We start from the raw sequence: 17,780 nt of genomic DNA on the forward strand, positions 1-17,780 counted from the left end.
AGGATTATATCCTGCTTAAATCGCACTATTTAGCATGCTACAGCGATAATACCGCTTTCATATAGTGAGTCAGATCACACTACCTTAAAGCCCACAGGAAGGTTACAGGGATGTGAAACACGTTAAATAACTAACAAAATCAGATTGATAACCTCCCCTTAGCACATTTCTGTATAAATAAGATTGCCATTTGACCTGTGTACGGATTCCCGATAAGTTGGAAATCCGCTGGAAGCTTTCTGGATGAGCAGCCTGCTCATCATATTTATGCAGTAGTTGAGATTCCCTCTGAAGCAAGTCCTCAAACTTGTTTGACCTGTGCGAAAAGGATATTAAGAGGGCGAATGCGAGGTACGCGTATGAAACGCAAACCCCGTCGCCGCGCTCTTGCTGTGCCTGTGCGCCACGGTCCAGAGAGAAGTCCCGAAGAGCCTGGGGAGGTTCACTGATATGTTGTACGATAAATCCCTTGAGAAGGATAACTGTGGTTTCGGCCTGATCGCCCACATAGAAGGCGAACCTAGCCACAAGGTAGTGCGTACCGCTATACACGCACTGGCCCGTATGCAGCACCGTGGCGCTATCCTTGCGGATGGTAAAACCGGCGACGGTTGCGGTCTGCTGCTGCAAAAACCGGATCGTTTCTTTCGCATCGTGGCGGAAGAGCGCGGCTGGCGTTTAGCCAAAAACTACGCTGTCGGCATGCTGTTCCTGAATCAGGACGCGGAAAAAGCAGCTATCTCACGCCGCATCGTCGAAGAAGAACTTCAACGCGAAACCCTGTCTATCGTCGGCTGGCGCGAAGTGCCCACCAACGAAGGGGTACTCGGTGAAATCGCCCTCTCCTCGCTGCCTCGTATCGAGCAAATTTTTGTCAACGCGCCTGCGGGCTGGCGTCCACGTGATATGGAACGCCGCCTGTTTATCGCCCGTCGCCGCATTGAAAAACGTCTCCAGGAAGATAAAGAATTCTACGTCTGTAGCCTCTCGAACCTGGTGAACATCTATAAAGGTCTGTGTATGCCGGCTGACCTGCCGCGCTTCTACCTGGACCTGGCGGACCTGCGTCTGGAATCGGCCATTTGCCTGTTCCACCAGCGCTTCTCCACCAACACCGTACCACGCTGGCCGCTGGCTCAGCCGTTCCGCTATCTGGCGCACAACGGTGAAATCAACACCATCACCGGTAACCGCCAGTGGGCACGCGCCCGTACCTATAAATTCCAGACCCCGCTGATCCCGGATCTGCACGATGCAGCGCCGTTCGTCAACGAAACCGGCTCTGACTCCAGTTCAATGGATAACATGCTGGAGCTGCTGCTGGCCGGCGGGATGGACATCGTTCGCGCCATGCGCCTGCTGGTTCCGCCAGCCTGGCAGAACAACCCGGATATGGATCCTGAACTGCGTTCCTTCTTCGACTTCAACTCCATGCACATGGAGCCGTGGGATGGTCCGGCCGGTATCGTCATGTCCGACGGGCGCTTTGCGGCCTGTAACCTCGACCGTAACGGCCTGCGCCCGGCGCGCTACGTCATCACTAAAGACAAGCTGATCACCTGCGCCTCTGAAGTGGGGATCTGGGATTACCAGCCTGACGAAGTGGTCGAAAAAGGCCGCGTAGGGCCTGGCGAACTGATGGTGATCGACACCCGTGGCGGTCGCATTCTCCACTCCGCGGAAACCGATAACGACCTGAAAAGCCGTCATCCGTACAAAGAGTGGATGGAGAAAAACGTTCGCCGTCTGGTGCCGTTTGAAGATCTGCCGGATCAGGACGTGGGCAGCCGCGAGCTGGATGATGATACCCTCGCCAGCTACCAGAAACAGTTTAACTACAGCGCGGAAGAGCTGGACTCCGTTATCCGCGTACTGGGTGAAAATGGCCAGGAAGCGGTCGGCTCCATGGGTGACGATACCCCGTTTGCCGTGCTCTCCAGCCAGCCGCGTATCATTTACGACTACTTCCGCCAGCAGTTTGCGCAGGTAACTAACCCGCCAATCGATCCGCTGCGTGAAGCCCACGTGATGTCTCTGGCCACCAGCATCGGTCGTGAGATGAACGTCTTCTGCGAAGCCGAAGGCCAGGCCCACCGTCTGACCTTTAAATCGCCGATCCTGCTGTACTCCGATTTCAAACAGCTCACCACCATGCAAGAGGAGCACTACCGCGCCGACACGCTCGATATTACGTTCGACGCGACCGAAGCGACCCTCGAAGAGACGGTGAAGGCGCTGTGTGATAAAGCGGAACAGATGGTGCGTAACGGTACCGTTCTGCTGGTGCTGTCCGACCGCAACATTGCGAAGAACCGTCTGCCGGTGCCGGCGCCAATGGCCGTCGGTGCTATCCAGACGCGTCTGGTTGATAAGAGCCTGCGCTGCGACGCCAACATCATTGTGGAAACCGCAAGCGCACGTGACCCGCACCACTTCGCGGTGCTGCTGGGCTTCGGTGCGACGGCAATTTATCCGTACCTGGCCTACGAAACGCTGGCAAAACTGGTCGACGGCCAGGCCATCGACAAAGATTACCGTACCGTGATGCTGAACTACCGTAACGGCATCAACAAAGGCCTGTACAAGATCATGTCCAAGATGGGCATCTCGACTATCGCCTCTTACCGCTGCTCGAAGCTGTTCGAAGCTGTCGGTCTGCATGACGATGTTGCCGACCTGTGCTTCCAGGGCGTGATCAGCCGTATCGGCGGTGCGGGCTTTAGCGACTTCCAGCAGGATCTGCTGAACCTCTCCAAACGCGCCTGGCTGGCACGTAAACCGCTGGATCAGGGCGGGCAGCTGAAGTATGTCCATGGCGGCGAATACCACGCCTATAACCCGGACGTAGTGCGCACCCTGCAACAGGCCGTCCAGAGCGGCGAGTACAGCGATTATCAGCAGTATGCTGAGCTGGTGAACAACCGTCCGGCGGCCACGCTGCGCGATCTGCTGGCAGTGAACCCGGGCGATACCGCCGTCAGCATCAATGATGTTGAACCGGCGACTGAACTGTTCAAACGCTTTGATACTGCGGCGATGTCTATCGGCGCGCTGAGCCCGGAAGCCCACGAGGCGCTGGCAGAAGCGATGAACAGCATCGGCGGGAACTCCAACTCCGGCGAAGGCGGTGAAGATCCGGCGCGCTACGGCACCAACAAAGTGTCGCGCATCAAGCAGGTCGCTTCCGGTCGCTTCGGTGTGACCCCGGCGTACCTGGTTAATGCCGACGTGATTCAGATTAAAGTCGCTCAGGGTGCGAAACCGGGCGAAGGCGGTCAGTTACCGGGTGATAAAGTGACCCCGTACATCGCCAAACTGCGCTACTCGGTGCCGGGCGTGACGCTGATCTCCCCGCCGCCGCACCACGATATCTACTCTATCGAGGATCTGGCGCAGCTGATTTTCGACCTGAAACAGGTCAACCCGAAAGCGATGATCTCCGTGAAGCTGGTTTCCGAGCCGGGCGTGGGCACTATCGCCACCGGCGTGGCGAAAGCCTATGCGGATCTGATCACCATCGCCGGTTATGACGGCGGTACCGGCGCGAGCCCGCTCTCCTCCGTGAAATACGCGGGCTGTCCGTGGGAGCTGGGGCTGGTGGAAACCCAGCAGGCGCTGGTGGCTAACGGTCTGCGTCACAAGATCCGTCTGCAGGTGGATGGCGGTCTGAAAACTGGCCTCGACATCATCAAAGCGGCAATCCTCGGCGCAGAGAGCTTTGGCTTCGGTACCGGCCCGATGGTGGCGCTGGGCTGTAAATACCTGCGTATTTGTCACCTGAACAACTGCGCAACCGGTGTTGCAACCCAGGACGAGAAGCTGCGTAAGAACCACTACCATGGCCTGCCGTTCAAAGTGACCAACTACTTTGACTTCATCGCCCGCGAAACCCGCGAGCTGATGGCGCAGCTGGGCGTAACGCGTCTGGTGGATCTGATTGGCCGTACCGACCTGCTGAAAGAGCTGGAAGGGTTCACGGCTAAGCAGCAGAACCTGAAGCTGTCCCGTCTGCTGGAAACGGCTGAACCACATCCGGGCAAAGCGGTGTACTGCACCGAGAACAACCCGCCGTTCGACAATGGCGTGCTGAACGCGCAGCTGTTGCATCAGGCGAAGCCGTTTGTGGATGACAAGCAGAGCAAAACCTTCTGGTTTGATATTCGCAACACCGACCGTTCAGTAGGCGCAACGCTCTCGGGCTACATTGCACAGACGCACGGCGACCAGGGCCTGGCTGCCGACCCGATTACGGCGCACTTCAGCGGTACCGCAGGCCAGAGCTTCGGCGTTTGGAATGCGGGCGGCGTTGAGCTGTATCTGACCGGCGATGCCAACGACTACGTCGGTAAAGGCATGGCGGGCGGTCTGCTGGCGGTGCGTCCGCCGGTCGGCTCCGCTTTCCGCAGCTGTGATGCCAGCATCATCGGCAACACCTGTCTGTACGGTGCCACCGGTGGTCGTCTGTTTGCCGCAGGGCGTGCAGGTGAACGTTTCGCGGTGCGTAACTCCGGCGCCATCACCGTGGTGGAAGGCATCGGCGATAACGGCTGTGAATACATGACCGGTGGGATTGTCTGTGTGCTGGGCAAAACCGGCGTTAACTTCGGCGCAGGTATGACCGGTGGTTTCGCCTATGTCCTGGACGAAAGCGGTGACTTCCGCAAACGCGTGAACCCGGAACTGGTGGAAGTGCTGGATGTTGAAAGCCTGGCGATCCACGAGGAGCACCTGCGTGGTTTGATCACCGAGCATGTACATCATACCGGTTCCGTGCGCGGCGAAGAGATCCTGGCCAACTGGCCGGCGTTCTCTGCGAAATTCGCGCTGGTTAAACCGAAGTCCAGCGATGTTAAAGCCCTGTTGGGTCACCGTAGTCGTAGCGCAGCAGAGCTGCGTGTGCAGGCGCAGTAAGGAATTCAGATGAGCCAGAATGTTTACCAGTTTATCGATCTGCAGCGTGTGGATCCGCCGAAGAAGCCGCTGAAGATCCGTAAAATTGAATTTGTTGAAATCTACGAGCCGTTTTCCGAAGGCCAGGCCAAAGCACAGGCAGACCGCTGCCTGTCCTGCGGCAACCCGTACTGCGAGTGGAAGTGTCCGGTCCATAACTACATCCCGAACTGGCTGAAGCTGGCCAACGAAGGGCGTATTTTCGAGGCCGCTGAGTTGTCTCACCAGACCAACACCCTGCCGGAAGTATGCGGCCGCGTGTGTCCTCAGGATCGTCTGTGTGAAGGTTCCTGTACCCTGAATGACGAGTTCGGTGCAGTGACCATTGGCAACATCGAACGCTATATCAACGATAAAGCGTTCGAGATGGGCTGGCGCCCGGACATGACCGGCGTACGTCAGACCGACAAACGCGTGGCGATCATCGGTGCAGGCCCGGCAGGCCTGGCCTGCGCCGACGTGCTGACCCGTAACGGCGTGAAGGCGGTGGTATTTGACCGTCACCCGGAAATCGGCGGTTTGCTGACCTTCGGTATCCCGGCCTTCAAGCTGGAAAAAGAGGTCATGACCCGTCGCCGTGAGATCTTCACCGGCATGGGCATTGAGTTCAAACTGAACGTGGAAGTGGGCCGCGACGTGCAGCTCGACGATCTGCTGAAGGATTACGACGCCGTGTTCCTGGGCGTCGGCACCTATCAGTCGATGCGTGGCGGGCTGGAAAACGAAGATGCCACAGGCGTGTTCGATGCCCTGCCGTTCCTGATTGCCAACACCAAGCAGATGATGGGTTACGGCGAAACCGCCGCTGAGCCGTACGTCAGCATGGAAGGTAAGCGCGTTGTAGTTCTCGGTGGCGGTGATACCGCGATGGACTGCGTGCGTACTTCCATTCGTCAGAATGCAGCACACGTTATCTGCGCCTATCGTCGTGACGAAGAGAACATGCCGGGCTCAAAACGCGAAGTGAAGAACGCGCGTGAAGAGGGTGTGGAGTTCCAGTTCAACATCCAGCCTCTGGGTATTGAAGTGAATGCCAACGGCAAAGTGAGCGGCGTAAAAGTGGCGCGCACTGAAATGGGCGCACCGGATGCGAAAGGCCGTCGTCGCGCGGAGATCGTTGCCGGTTCAGAGTATGTGATCCCGGCAGATGCGGTAGTAATGGCGTTTGGTTTCCGTCCTCACAGCATGGAGTGGCTGGCGAAGCACAGCGTCGAGCTGGACTCTCAGGGCCGCATTATCGCCCCGGAAGGCAGCGATAACGCGTTCCAGACCAGCAATCCGAAAATTTTCGCCGGTGGCGATATCGTTCGCGGTTCTGACCTGGTAGTGACCGCCATTGCCGAAGGTCGTAAAGCGGCAGACGGCATTATGAACTTCCTCGAAGTGTGATCCTCCCGGATCGACGAGCCAGGCTCGTCGATCCGCCATTACAGATAGACGATGCTGATTACCGCTTCACCATCCAGCTTGATTGTCTGGCTACTGCCCAACGCGTTTGCCACCGTAGCACTTACCTGTAACGGTATCGTGGCGGCGCTAACGGGTTGCGGATTCAGCGTCCCCTTCTGCACAAACGTATAGAAATAATCCTGTCTCGCAGGTAACGGTAGCAATTCGGTTTTTACCCAGGGTCCTTGCAGGTTTGCCGAGCCGGCCACCTCTACCGCCACGCTGCGATCGCCATCTGCCGCCATTACGTTCGTGGCATCAATCTGTACGGCATAGCTGCCGACAGGCTTGTTTTCCGCCGTCATGCCCAGGCCAAACAGTCGTGATCCCTCATTGACATACTGACCACCATTAATCTGGAAGCGTGGACCTTGCTGGCCTTTTTCATCTTTGCCCCAGGTGACCGAAGCGGCCCGTGTATCCCGCGCGGTAATAGCGACCGCCGTGGACGACTCACAGGTGAGGCTTAAGACCAGATCGCGTGTCCCAAGTTGCGTAAAGGCATTGCGGGATAAGCTCCCGGCGCTGCGGGAGTTGAAATCCACGACGCCGTTATTGCTCAGAACGGGAATACAGGCCGCAGCATCCGCGGTCAGCTCAAAATCGATACTAACGCTGTCCTTCGCGACCACAGGCACAGCAATGAAGGCCGCAAGAAGCAGGCAAATGCCACGCATCATTGCACCTCCAGGTTTATATTCAGGTTTCCGCGCCAGGTGGTGAGTTCTGTCACTGGACCGGGTTTTATCCGGGCTGCCACCAACAGTGAAACCGAGGCGTTTTTCCCGTATACCTCCTCACCGTTGCTGAACCCCAAACCCTCATTCAGCGATGCCTGTAGCGCTTCGCTGCCACCGGAACGGAGCACGGTATCTGTTCTGTGTACTGGTGCGATACGCACAGGGCGATCGTCAACATATGCATGTGAAGCGGTAATGCGCATTTCCCCTTCGCTACCCAATGAAAAGGTACCATTACGCGGCAGGTCACTGCCGAGGAACAGGCGGATACGCTGCGGTTCGCTACAGTTAACTTGTACCTGAATCTGTTTTTCCGGTAGCGTTATCCATGGCATGTTGCCCTGCTGCCGTTCTGCTGGCGTCAGGCGGCTGTAAACGATCTTTTGCTGGCTGGCGATAAGCTCACACGCCGCCCAGCTCTGGCAAGGTACTAACCCTATCGCCGCCATCAGCAAATAACGTTTCATTGGCACACTCCTTTTGCCGTTTCATAAAATACCCCCGTCTGCGCTTTTTCTGGCAGGGTCAGCGGGATGCGGCAACTGCCGGAGTCGTCTTGTACCACCAGAACTTGCCGGGTGCTGACGTTGTTCAGGAATACCACGCCATCATCAACCGAGGTGGTGAGATAATTACCCTGTGTATCCGTAATGGCTCTGTTTTTTGGCAGTTTTTTGCCATCCTTCATAGTGACTTCGAGCAAGACGCGACGCTGGGTCACTGCCGCAAACTGAACCTTACCTACCGAGCCCCGCCCCTGGCTGAGGAAACGTGTACCGTTACCGATATCCATATTCTTAGGCAAGGTTTCGGTACTCACCTCCACGCGCGATTTTTGCCACGCATTCAGCGAAGGCAGCACCGCATAGCCGCGTTCATCCGTCCACACCGGTCCTTGTGGCGTGTCGATTTTAACGCCCGCGACGGGTTGATCCAGCGAGGCAACACCGAAGGTGTCACGTACTGGCAAGGGTGAAAACGTCACACCCTCGTCATGTGCCACGATCCCCCCCTGCAGAGAGCCAGAATAGCTACGGCGGTTTTCACTGGCCACGCTGGCATTTAGCATCAGCTGGGAATAGTGCAGATTGCTGCTTAGCCCCGCACTGATGCTGCTATCCTTCTCTTTATGGTCATACTCGGTCCCTAACGAATAAGCGTTATCGTCAGAGAGATTCCCCATGAGTGTGGATCCATAGCGGGTCGCACCGCCCTCACGGCGTGCGTAGGTGTTCATACTGTTTTTGCCCAGCGGGAAGCTGATATTGAAATAGAACAGATCGTCCTTCTTCCCCTTTCCATCACCTAACTGATGCTGCCAGTTAGCAGAAACATAGGCCGAAAACAGGTTACTGCCCCACCCTGCATTGATATAACGCGTTTTACCTGACTGGTTGCGGTTTTTCGTTTCATAGAGGCTGGCACTGAACGTTCCTGCCTTACGGGTTTGCCATTGCAATCCAACGGCATATTCATGCTGTTTTACCGTTGTTAAACCACTATCAATAAACTGCGAGAACTCCCGATAGCCTGGCGAATAGTAGCCCGTCGACGCGGTCACGCTTACGCCCAGCGCCGATGTAAGACTGGCTTCCATACGATAGTTTTGTCCCTGCCGCGCATTTTCATGATCATAGGACTGATTGATCTTAAGGCTCAGCAGGGTTGAAGCAGAGGGGGCGGTGTTAATACTGACGCCAGCAGTCTGGAAATCCTGGGCCAGGATCATGCCCAGGTTAATGTTACTGCCGGGCAGAAGCCGCCAGCCGCCCGACGCGCTCAGCACCAGCGGTTTTTTGTTGTAATCATCACTCACTTGCCCAAAGGCCAGGAACAGGCCTGCCGGTTTCCCCAGACGCTGAAGATAAAGGGAGGCGGGGATCACATAGCTATGCTGCGTGCCATCGGTCTCGACCACCGTCACGTTGAGGTCACTGGTATAGTTGCGCAGAGAAAAATCGGTGAGCGTAAAAGGCCCCACGGGAACCAGCGTCGAATAGACCAATGTACCCTGTTGGCGTACCTCCACTCGTGCCTGCGGCGTATTGGCGATCCCGCTTACTCTGACCATGTTCTCCTGTGCATCAAGGCCATGTTCCGGCGATAACGACACACCATATAAGCCAGCGCCCTCCAGCAACGCGTTATTCATAGTGACTTCACCCATTTTTGCAGTAGTGCGCAAATTGACGAAGGTACGCTGCATATAGGTCTGGCTGTTTTCGCTGTTAAATTGACCTTGCGACTGGCTTAATAGCTGATTGGTACGCAGTAGCCAGCCCGCAACATTCACCCCACCATCAAGCTGGGCCTGAGACCAGGTGGAGCTGCCGCCGCTGTATTCACTGCGGGACGACATGACCGAATAGTTCAGGACGCCCCCCGACCCCTCCATAGCAAAGTCCGTTACGGGCATGCCCTGACGGTTGATTTCATCGGGGGATACAATTAATTCAATCAACTCTTGCCCGGGATCGGCAGTTACAACGGTTTCCGGGCGAAAACTCAGATAATCGTAACACCCTTCCTGATAGTCGTCGGGGATGCGTATATGCGCATATTCCATTAATGACTTATCGAAACAGAGTTCGCCCTGCGGCTGAAAACGCGCAACCATGCGCCCTCTTTCCTGTCCGTTCACTTTCAGGGTCACGGTCGCCTGCCCGGGCATAAAGCGTGATTTCGTTGCAAAATATGCCGAAACCGCGGGGTTGATACCCAGCGATTTTAACGTTTCATTATCAAATTCGAGGGCGCCGGCTTCGATTTCTGCGGCTTTCCCTTGTCGCGCACAGATCAAGCTGACTGCGCACATGAGCAGCGTTCTTTTAAACATCCATGTTTTCCCTGAACGACTTACTGTAATGGCGCTATATAGCTGTCACCTTTGTACCCGTAACGACTGGCGGGATAAAATTCCACTTTTGTATCCGCTTTATTCGGCAATGCCAGGGTCATACTGGACTGTGGCAATAAATAGGTAGTTTTCAACGCCCCTTGTTTACCGGAGGGTAATGACCTAAACCCTGTCGCCATACGAACGACATAGCTCGATGGATTTGTGACAACCAGAGAGCTTCCCTGTTTGTGCCATTTAAGATGCTTCCAGGGGGCAAGATCTTGCGCAAGACCCGCAGGGTGAATAATTACCGGTAGATCCTGGCGAATGGTGACCGCGAGACGTTCCTTACCTTTTTCTTTCGGCGGAATACCTTCGAAGGTCACTCTCTTGAGCTCTTCCTGCATAAGCGGCTTTTGCGTCTGCAATATAAAACGCATACGTTGCACCGCTCCCGCCTCCACTCTGACAACAGGCTGAGAAACAATCAGGCGTACAGATTCATCGCTTTCCGGTAAATCCACAATATTGGTATAAAGCAACGCAGGTCTGGAATCCGTATTCGTCACGTTCATACTGGCTTCCCCTTTTTCGGCGTCAATTAATAAGACCGATGTTTCTGGTACCATACCGGAAGCGTAAATTCGCACAGAAATAAATAAAAGAGAGAGAATAATGCTACGCTTCATAATATTCCCATCAAATGCTAATAAAGAAAGTGAGTGTTAATTCCCAGAGGGAATTTATTATGAACCCTGAAATTAAAAATATTTACAGTAAATAATTTATTTAAAGTTAAATGCAATGCGGCGTGTTTTTATTATTAAATCGCCGCACATATTATTATAACGGCTTACAGATAAACGAGGCTCAGAGTGGCATTACCATCCAGAGTAATTTCATCAGAACCCAAAACAGAACTTGTCTGCACGGCTGCTGAAATTTTCAGAGGCGCAGACAGTTCGCTGAACATCTTCGGTTCTGTGGAACCCGTGTTACCGGCAGTGATAATGCGCGAGTTGTCATTAAGCTGATAAGCAGCACCACCGGTCTGCCAGTTCTCGCCTTCATCATCAGAAACAAGCAGGCTTGCCGGTGCACCATCTGCGGTTAAGGTTGCGCTGTCTACGGCAACAGTATACGCGCCGACTTTCGCCTCATTGTTAGCTAAACCCAGACCAAAGCCGAAATAGCTTTGTGTTGCGCTCGCGCCGCCTTCGATCGGAGCATTAATAAATGCGGTTGAAGAGAGCGCTACAGCTGAAGCAGAGCGGTTATCGAGGATTTTGAAGCCAATGGCCGTTGCTGCATCACATTTGACGGTCAGGGTAACTTCTTTAGAACCCAGTTGCACCAGAGTATTGTCAGAAGCAGCATTACGAATTGATGCGGCAGCAATGGAACCAAAAGCGACTTCACCGCTGTTGCTTAATGCTGGGGTGCATGCAGCCGGAATGATGTTGCCAGATACTTTCAGCGTTACATCTCCTGCGGCATTCGCCTGAGCTGCCACCAGCAGCGCAGCACCCATTGCCAGCACCGCGGCATTCTTCTTAAATAGAGTCATTTTGTTCTTTCCTTAATTTTATCAACCAACAACTTTCCCGGTTGGCCACATTTCTACAACTGCATACGGTTTACTATGAAATACATCATTCATAGACTATTTGTAATAAATAGTGTCAGCAAGATTACAGGACATTCTTACGAAGGACATTTAAGATATCTACATATTTTATCAACTTTGACTTAAAACATATTTGTCTGAAATATATTGAATGAATACAACCTCAAAAAATAAGAAATGAACCCTTCATATTTATAAATTATGCATGCCATTTTAAAAATCAAAGATATTTACTTGATAATACATTCAGAGATTAAATCATTGATAATAAAAAAGGACCCTAAGGTCCTTTTATTTTATTTTACGACACGTAAAGCCGGACGGCCGCCGCGCGGAGGCGGAGTATCGTCAGGATCGTCATCATGATCCGGCTTATCACCATCAATGATCGACATCACCGTTTCGCTTTCGCTCCCGGCCACGCCATTTTCATCATTCAGGCTGGCAACCTCTTCATCATAAGCCGCTTCAGGCTCAAACATGGTGCCTGCACCGTTCTCACGGGCGTAGATAGCCAGTACGGCAGCCAGCGGTACAGAAACCTGACGCGGTACGCCACCGAAGCGGGCATTGAAGCGTACTTCATCGTTCGCCAGCTCAAGACCACCCACCGCACGCGGCGCGATGTTCAGTACGATTTGTCCGTCACGTGCATATTCCATAGGAACCTGCACGCCCGGTAACGTCACATCCACTACCAGGTGCGGCGTGAGCTGGTTATCCAGCAGCCATTCATAGAAGGCACGCAGCAGATACGGACGGCGCGGAGACAGCTGTGACATTTCCACAATCATTAACCCCGGCCGAGACGCATTTCACGTTCAGCTTCAGTCAGAGAAGCAAGGAAAGAGTCGCGTTCGAAGACACGGGTCATATAGCCTTTAAGCTCTTTCGCACCCGGGCCGCTAAACTCGACGCCCAGAATCGGCAGACGCCACAGCAATGGCGCCAGGTAGCAATCGACCAGGCTGAACTCGTCGCTCAGGAAGAACGGACGCTGACCGAACACCGGTGCAATCGCCAGCAGCTCTTCACGCAGCTGTTTACGCGCTGCATCAGCTTCTGCGGAGGAGCCATTCACAATGACGTTCATCAGCGTATACCAGTCTTTCTCAATACGCTGCATGTACAGGCGGCTTTCACCACGCGCAACCGGGTAGACCGGCATCAGCGGCGGATGCGGGAAACGCTCATCCAGGTATTCCATAATGATACGGGATTCCCACAGGGTCAGCTCACGATCCACCAGCGTTGGCACGCTCTGGCTTGGATTGAGATCGATAAGATCCTGAGGCGGGTTATCCTTTTCCACATGCTCGATCTCAAAACTGACACCCTTCTCGGCCAGCACGATACGAACCTGATGGCTATAAATGTCAGTAGGACCAGAAAACAGCGTCATTACCGAACGTTTGTTGGCAGCGACAGCCATGAAAACCTCCAGGTATATTCAGAATTTTTACTGCTACCAGCCACACAGGCCAGCCAGATGTTTTGTTGTCCATCCCTGAGAATTTCTCCTCTTGTTCAAAAAGAGAACAAAAATCGAGCATTCACCGTTATTTGGACAGAAAAGTGGATGATAGTTTACCAGATTTTGCGGCCTTTGTGGTGAGGGGATTCTGGAAATGCGGAAAAAGAGGTCACAAAGGATGTCTGCATGTGGATAACCTGAACGTTACCCATAAAAAAACCCGCCGAAGCGGGTTTTTCGCCAATTGTTGTCTGCCGAAGCAGAAACCAATTAACGCTTGGAGAACTGTGGACGACGACGTGCTTTACGCAGGCCGACTTTCTTACGTTCAACCTGACGCGCGTCACGAGTAACGAAGCCAGCTTTACGCAGTTCGCCACGCAGGGACTCGTCGTACTCCATCAGAGCGCGGGTGATACCGTGACGGATCGCACCAGCCTGACCAGAGATACCACCACCTTTAACAGTGATGTACAGATCCAGTTTCTCAACCATGTCGACCAGTTCCAGCGGCTGACGAACTACCATGCGGGCAGTTTCACGACCGAAGTACTGTTCCAGAGAACGTTGGTTGATAACGATTTTACCACTGCCCGGTTTGATGAACACGCGAGCGGCGGAGCTTTTGCGGCGACCAGTGCCGTAGTATTGATTTTCAGCCATTGCCTATAATCCCGATTAGATGTCAAGAACTTGCGGTTGCTGTGCCGCGTGGTTGTGCTCGTTACCTGCGTAAACTTTCAGTTTACGGTACATAGCACGACCCAGCGGGCCTTTTGGCAGCATGCCTTTAACCGCGATTTCAATCACACGCTCAGGACGGCGGGCAATCATCTCTTCAAAGGTCGCTTGTTTGATACCGCCGATGTGGCCGGTGTGGTGATAGTACACTTTGTCAGTACGCTTGTTGCCGGTTACAGCAACTTTGTCAGCGTTCAGAACGATGATGTAATCACCGGTATCTACGTGCGGAGTGTATTCCGCTTTGTGCTTACCGCGCAGGCGACGAGCCAGTTCGGTAGCCAGACGGCCCAGAGTTTTACCGGTCGCGTCAACAACATACCAGTCGCGTTTTACGGTTTCTGGTTTAGCTGTAAAAGTTTTCATTAAAAGCTTACCCAAATAAATAAGTTACACGTTGGTGAACACCCAAACGTTTAGTAGTTGAGGTTCACACGACATTGTCCAGCAAACCTACCCCTTCGAATAGCCTATGCCGGCGCAGAGAAAGTTTTGGGAAAAAAACCTTCTTGTAACGTGGGGTCGCAAGATTATAGAGAAGTCGGGGGTAAAGGTCGACCCCTAATTGTGATTTGACGCGGGTTTTTCCGGGTAGGTCGAAAAGCCGGGTGGCGGCTGCGTCCTACCCGGCTAATGGGTGTTTCGAGGATGGCATTTATGGCATGTGTTCGCGCTTCAGGTACTCTTCGCTTTGCATCTCCTGCAGGCGCGACAGGCAGCGCTGGAACTCAAACTTTAGTCGCTCCCCCTGATAGATCTCATATAAAGGGACGGCGGCGCTCACCACCAGCTTGACGTGGCGTTCGTAAAACTCATCAACCAGCGCGATAAAGCGTCGGGCTTCGCTCTCCATCAGCGTGGTCATCACTGGCACATCGAACAACATCACCGTATGGAACAGGCGCGAGAGCGCAATATAGTCGTGCTGGCTGCGGGCATCGACACACAGGGTGGCAAACGACACCGCGAGGGTTTGATTGACAACGCCCAGGGTTTGCAGTGGGCGATGGTTCACCTCCAGCACGGCGGCGTTATCACGCTCGGCCCCGGCCAGCGCCAGCCACAGTTTGTTCATCTGCTGTTGCGTGTCATCGTTTAACGGTGAAATCCACAGATGGGCCTGGGTCAGGGTGCGCAAGCGATAATCGACGCCGGCATCCACATTCATAATGTCGCAATGCGCTTTTATCGCATCGATCGCGGGCAGGAAGCGGGCGCGTTGCAGACCGTTACGGTACAGCTCATCCGGTGGGATGTTGGAGGTTGCTACCAGCGTAATGCCGCGAGCAAACAGCGCTTTCATCAGCCCGCCCAGCAGCATGGCGTCGGTAATGTCAGAGACAAAAAACTCATCGAAGCACAGCACGTCGGTTTCGGCTTTGAAACGCTCGGCAACGATATCCAGCGGATCGCTCTGTCCCTGCAGGGCCGTCAGCTCTTCATGTACCCGCAGCATAAAGCGGTGAAAATGCAGGCGCTGCTTACGCGTTCCCGGCAGGCTCTGATAGAACAGATCCATCAGCCAGGTTTTGCCGCGTCCGACCCCTCCCCACATATATAAGCCGCGTACCGGCGTGACGCTCTGCGGCGCTTTCTTCCCCAATAACCGCCCAAACGCGGCTTTGAGTCCCCCAGCAGGCGCGGCTTCGGCCGGCTGGGTGGTCAGCGCCTGCCAGATGCTGTCCAGACGCCTTACCGCTTCATGCTGTACATCATCTGGCTGGTGGGAGCCCTCGTTCAGGGCCTGTTGGTAACGCGATGTTGGGGAAAGGCTTTGCATAATCTTATTGTTATTCCTTCAATTAATACCCGCCAGCCTGTTCAGTTGGCGAAAAAAAGGCCGTTCTACAGTACGCGATGATGCGGTGGGATTCCACTTCTAAGGAAATAGCGGTTATAGTGGCATAATCAGGCACAGGCATGAAGCCGAGCCAATACCCTACGGAACCACAAGACAACGGGAGAAGTTCATGACCTGGGAATATGCGCTAATTGGTTTAGTCGTCGGCATCGCTATCGGTGCCGTGGCCATGCGTTTTGGAAATCGCAAATTGCGCCAGCAACAGGCGTTGCAGTACGAACTGGAAAAGAACAAAGCTGAACTGGATGAGTATCGTGAAGAGCTGGTAAACCACTTTGCCCAGAGCGCCGAGCTGCTGGACAACATGGCTCATGATTACCGCAAGCTTTATCAGCACATGGCGAAAAGCTCCAGCAACCTGCTGCCGGAAATGAGCGCAGAGAACAACCCGTTCCGCAACCGTCTGGCAGAGTCCGAAGCCGGTAACGATCAGGCGCCAGTGCAGATGCCACGTGACTACTCCGAAGGCGCATCCGGCCTTCTGCGCGGTGGCGCAAAGCGCGATTAATCGCACATCGCAAATAAATTTTACGGGCGCAGCCATTGCGCCCGTCCTTTCTTTCTGACCCCAGCTATTATTTAGTCAAACACCTCATTGTTCAGCGTTTTAAAATTCAATAACATCAGACTGTTTCAGGGCCGTTATTCCTCCATTCCAGGTTGCGAGAGCCAGCATAAATGAACAAAAAAAATCAGCTGTTGAGCGCGTTAGCATTGAGTATCGGATTATCGCTGTCGGCATCGTATCCAGCGGCGGCAGCCATCCCTTCACAGGTTCCGGGCCAGGCCGCGCTTCCGAGCCTTGCGCCGATGCTGGAAAAAGTCCTGCCCGCGGTGGTCAGCGTGCAGGTCGAAGGCACCGCCGTGCAAAGCCAGCGCATCCCGGAAGAGTTGAAAAAGTATTTTGGCGACGATGCCCCCGACCAGGCGCAGCCTTTTGAAGGGCTGGGCTCCGGCGTGGTGATCGATGCCGCGAAAGGCTACGTGCTGACCAATAACCACGTTATCAGTCATGCCGATAAAATTAGCGTTCAGATGAACGATGGCCGTGAGTTTGACGCCAAACTGATTGGCGGGGACGATCAGAGCGATATCGCCCTGCTGCAGTTACAGAACCCAACCGGCCTGACGCAAATCGCCATCGCCGATTCCGATAAGCTGCGCGTTGGGGATTTCGCCGTCGCGGTCGGTAATCCTTTCGGTCTGGGCCAGACGGCTACCTCCGGCATCGTCTCTGCGCTGGGCCGCAGTGGCCTAAACCTTGAGGGTCTGGAAAACTTTATCCAGACCGACGCCTCCATTAATCGCGGCAACTCCGGCGGTGCGTTGCTGAACCTGAACGGGGAGCTGATCGGCATTAACACCGCCATTCTGGCGCCTGGCGGCGGCAGCGTGGGGATTGGTTTTGCGATTCCCAGCAACATGGCCCGCACCCTGGCACAGCAGCTGATTGAGTTTGGTGAAGTGAAGCGCGGGCTGCTGGGCATTAAAGGCACGGAAATGAGCGCAGATATTGCCAAAGCGTTCAACCTGAACGTTCAGCGCGGCGCTTTCGTCAGCGAAGTGATACCGAATTCCGGCTCGGCAAAAGCGGGGGTCAAATCCGGGGACGTGATCGTTAGCCTGAATGATAAACCGTTAAGCAGTTTTGCCGAACTGCGCTCGCGCATTGCCACCACGGAGCCGGGTGCCACGGTTAAGCTCGGTATTTTGCGTGACGGCAAACCGCTGGATCTACAGGTCACGCTGGATAAAAGCACCTCATCATCGGCCAGCGCAGAGATGATTGCCCCGGCGCTGCAGGGGGCGACCTTAAGCGACGGGCAGTTAAAAGACGGTACCAAAGGCATCACTCTCGACAGCGTCGAGAAAAGCAGCCCTGCCGCGCAGGCCGGTCTGCATGAGAATGATGTGATCGTCGGGGTGAACCGCGTTCGCGTGCAGTCCATTGCCGAAATGCGCAAAGTGCTGGAAAGTAAACCTACCGTTATTGCCCTGCAGATCGTGCGCGGCAACGACACACTCTATATTCTGCTGCGTTAAGCCTGTACGCGTCCGGGCATCACCCCGTGTGATGTCCGGATAAGTCATGCTATGCT

At 54.4% G+C, this 17,780-nt stretch carries 14 protein-coding genes; 4 read left to right on the forward strand and 10 right to left on the reverse strand.

Going from position 1 to position 17,780, the window contains the following annotated elements; translation table 11 throughout:
* The first annotated feature begins 450 nt into the window (after positions 1 to 450).
* Positions 451 to 4,911 (forward strand): glutamate synthase large subunit, encoded by a 4,461-nt coding sequence (gene gltB / locus GNG27_RS20795; RefSeq protein WP_156264731.1) that lies wholly within the window; start codon positions 451 to 453, stop codon positions 4,909 to 4,911.
* Between the two features lie 9 nt (positions 4,912 to 4,920).
* A complete protein-coding gene (locus tag GNG27_RS20800) occupies positions 4,921 to 6,339 on the forward strand; it encodes a glutamate synthase small subunit (protein WP_142487272.1) in 1,419 nt (472 codons plus the stop codon).
* A 38-nt stretch (positions 6,340 to 6,377) separates the two neighbouring features.
* On the opposite strand, the gene GNG27_RS20805 is transcribed toward GNG27_RS20800, so the two are convergent.
* The 10 genes from GNG27_RS20805 to zapE form a co-directional block, all read right to left on the reverse strand.
* Positions 6,378 to 7,079: a DUF1120 domain-containing protein gene (locus GNG27_RS20805; protein WP_231313593.1), complete on the reverse strand. Its 702-nt coding sequence runs from the start codon at positions 7,077 to 7,079 to the stop codon at positions 6,378 to 6,380.
* Positions 7,076 to 7,606 carry a hypothetical protein gene (locus GNG27_RS20810; protein ID WP_156264732.1) on the reverse strand — a complete coding sequence of 177 codons (531 nt, stop codon included), beginning with the start codon at positions 7,604 to 7,606 and terminating at the stop codon, positions 7,076 to 7,078. Before GNG27_RS20810 ends, GNG27_RS20805 begins: the two co-directional genes overlap by 4 nt.
* Positions 7,603 to 9,975 (reverse strand): fimbrial biogenesis usher protein, encoded by a 2,373-nt coding sequence (locus GNG27_RS20815; RefSeq protein ID WP_156264733.1) that lies wholly within the window; start codon positions 9,973 to 9,975, stop codon positions 7,603 to 7,605. The genes GNG27_RS20810 and GNG27_RS20815 overlap by 4 nt, the downstream gene beginning before the upstream one ends.
* A gap of 20 nt (positions 9,976 to 9,995) precedes the next feature.
* Complete coding sequence (locus GNG27_RS20820) at positions 9,996 to 10,667, reverse strand: fimbria/pilus chaperone family protein (protein WP_156264734.1); 672 nt, start codon at positions 10,665 to 10,667, stop codon at positions 9,996 to 9,998.
* A gap of 164 nt (positions 10,668 to 10,831) precedes the next feature.
* Complete coding sequence (locus GNG27_RS20825; RefSeq protein ID WP_142487275.1) at positions 10,832 to 11,545, reverse strand: DUF1120 domain-containing protein; 714 nt, start codon at positions 11,543 to 11,545, stop codon at positions 10,832 to 10,834.
* A gap of 356 nt (positions 11,546 to 11,901) precedes the next feature.
* A complete protein-coding gene (gene sspB / locus GNG27_RS20830; RefSeq protein WP_142487276.1) occupies positions 11,902 to 12,393 on the reverse strand; it encodes a ClpXP protease specificity-enhancing factor in 492 nt (163 codons plus the stop codon).
* Positions 12,394 to 12,398: 5 nt separating this feature from the next.
* Positions 12,399 to 13,037 (reverse strand): stringent starvation protein SspA, encoded by a 639-nt coding sequence (gene sspA / locus GNG27_RS20835; protein ID WP_156264735.1) that lies wholly within the window; start codon positions 13,035 to 13,037, stop codon positions 12,399 to 12,401.
* A 312-nt stretch (positions 13,038 to 13,349) separates the two neighbouring features.
* Positions 13,350 to 13,742 carry a 30S ribosomal protein S9 gene (gene rpsI, locus GNG27_RS20840; protein WP_003025138.1) on the reverse strand — a complete coding sequence of 131 codons (393 nt, stop codon included), beginning with the start codon at positions 13,740 to 13,742 and terminating at the stop codon, positions 13,350 to 13,352.
* A gap of 15 nt (positions 13,743 to 13,757) precedes the next feature.
* The gene (rplM, locus tag GNG27_RS20845; protein WP_024551131.1) at positions 13,758 to 14,186 is read right to left on the reverse strand and encodes a 50S ribosomal protein L13; all 429 of its coding nucleotides are present in this window, start codon (positions 14,184 to 14,186) and stop codon (positions 13,758 to 13,760) included.
* Between the two features lie 289 nt (positions 14,187 to 14,475).
* Positions 14,476 to 15,600 (reverse strand): cell division protein ZapE, encoded by a 1,125-nt coding sequence (gene zapE, locus GNG27_RS20850; protein WP_142487278.1) that lies wholly within the window; start codon positions 15,598 to 15,600, stop codon positions 14,476 to 14,478.
* Between the two features lie 190 nt (positions 15,601 to 15,790).
* Between zapE and zapG the strand changes: the two genes are divergently transcribed.
* Both zapG and degQ read left to right on the forward strand, forming a co-directional pair.
* On the forward strand, positions 15,791 to 16,189 hold the full coding sequence (gene zapG / locus GNG27_RS20855; RefSeq protein WP_156264736.1) for a Z-ring associated protein ZapG: 399 nt from the start codon (positions 15,791 to 15,793) through the stop codon (positions 16,187 to 16,189).
* A gap of 170 nt (positions 16,190 to 16,359) precedes the next feature.
* Positions 16,360 to 17,724 carry a serine endoprotease DegQ gene (gene degQ, locus GNG27_RS20860; protein WP_156264737.1) on the forward strand — a complete coding sequence of 455 codons (1,365 nt, stop codon included), beginning with the start codon at positions 16,360 to 16,362 and terminating at the stop codon, positions 17,722 to 17,724.
* Positions 17,725 to 17,780: the final 56 nt, after the last annotated feature.

The sequence above is a fragment of the Leclercia sp. 119287 genome (assembly GCF_009734485.1).
Taxonomy (GTDB): Bacteria; Pseudomonadota; Gammaproteobacteria; order Enterobacterales; family Enterobacteriaceae; genus Enterobacter; species Enterobacter adecarboxylatus_C.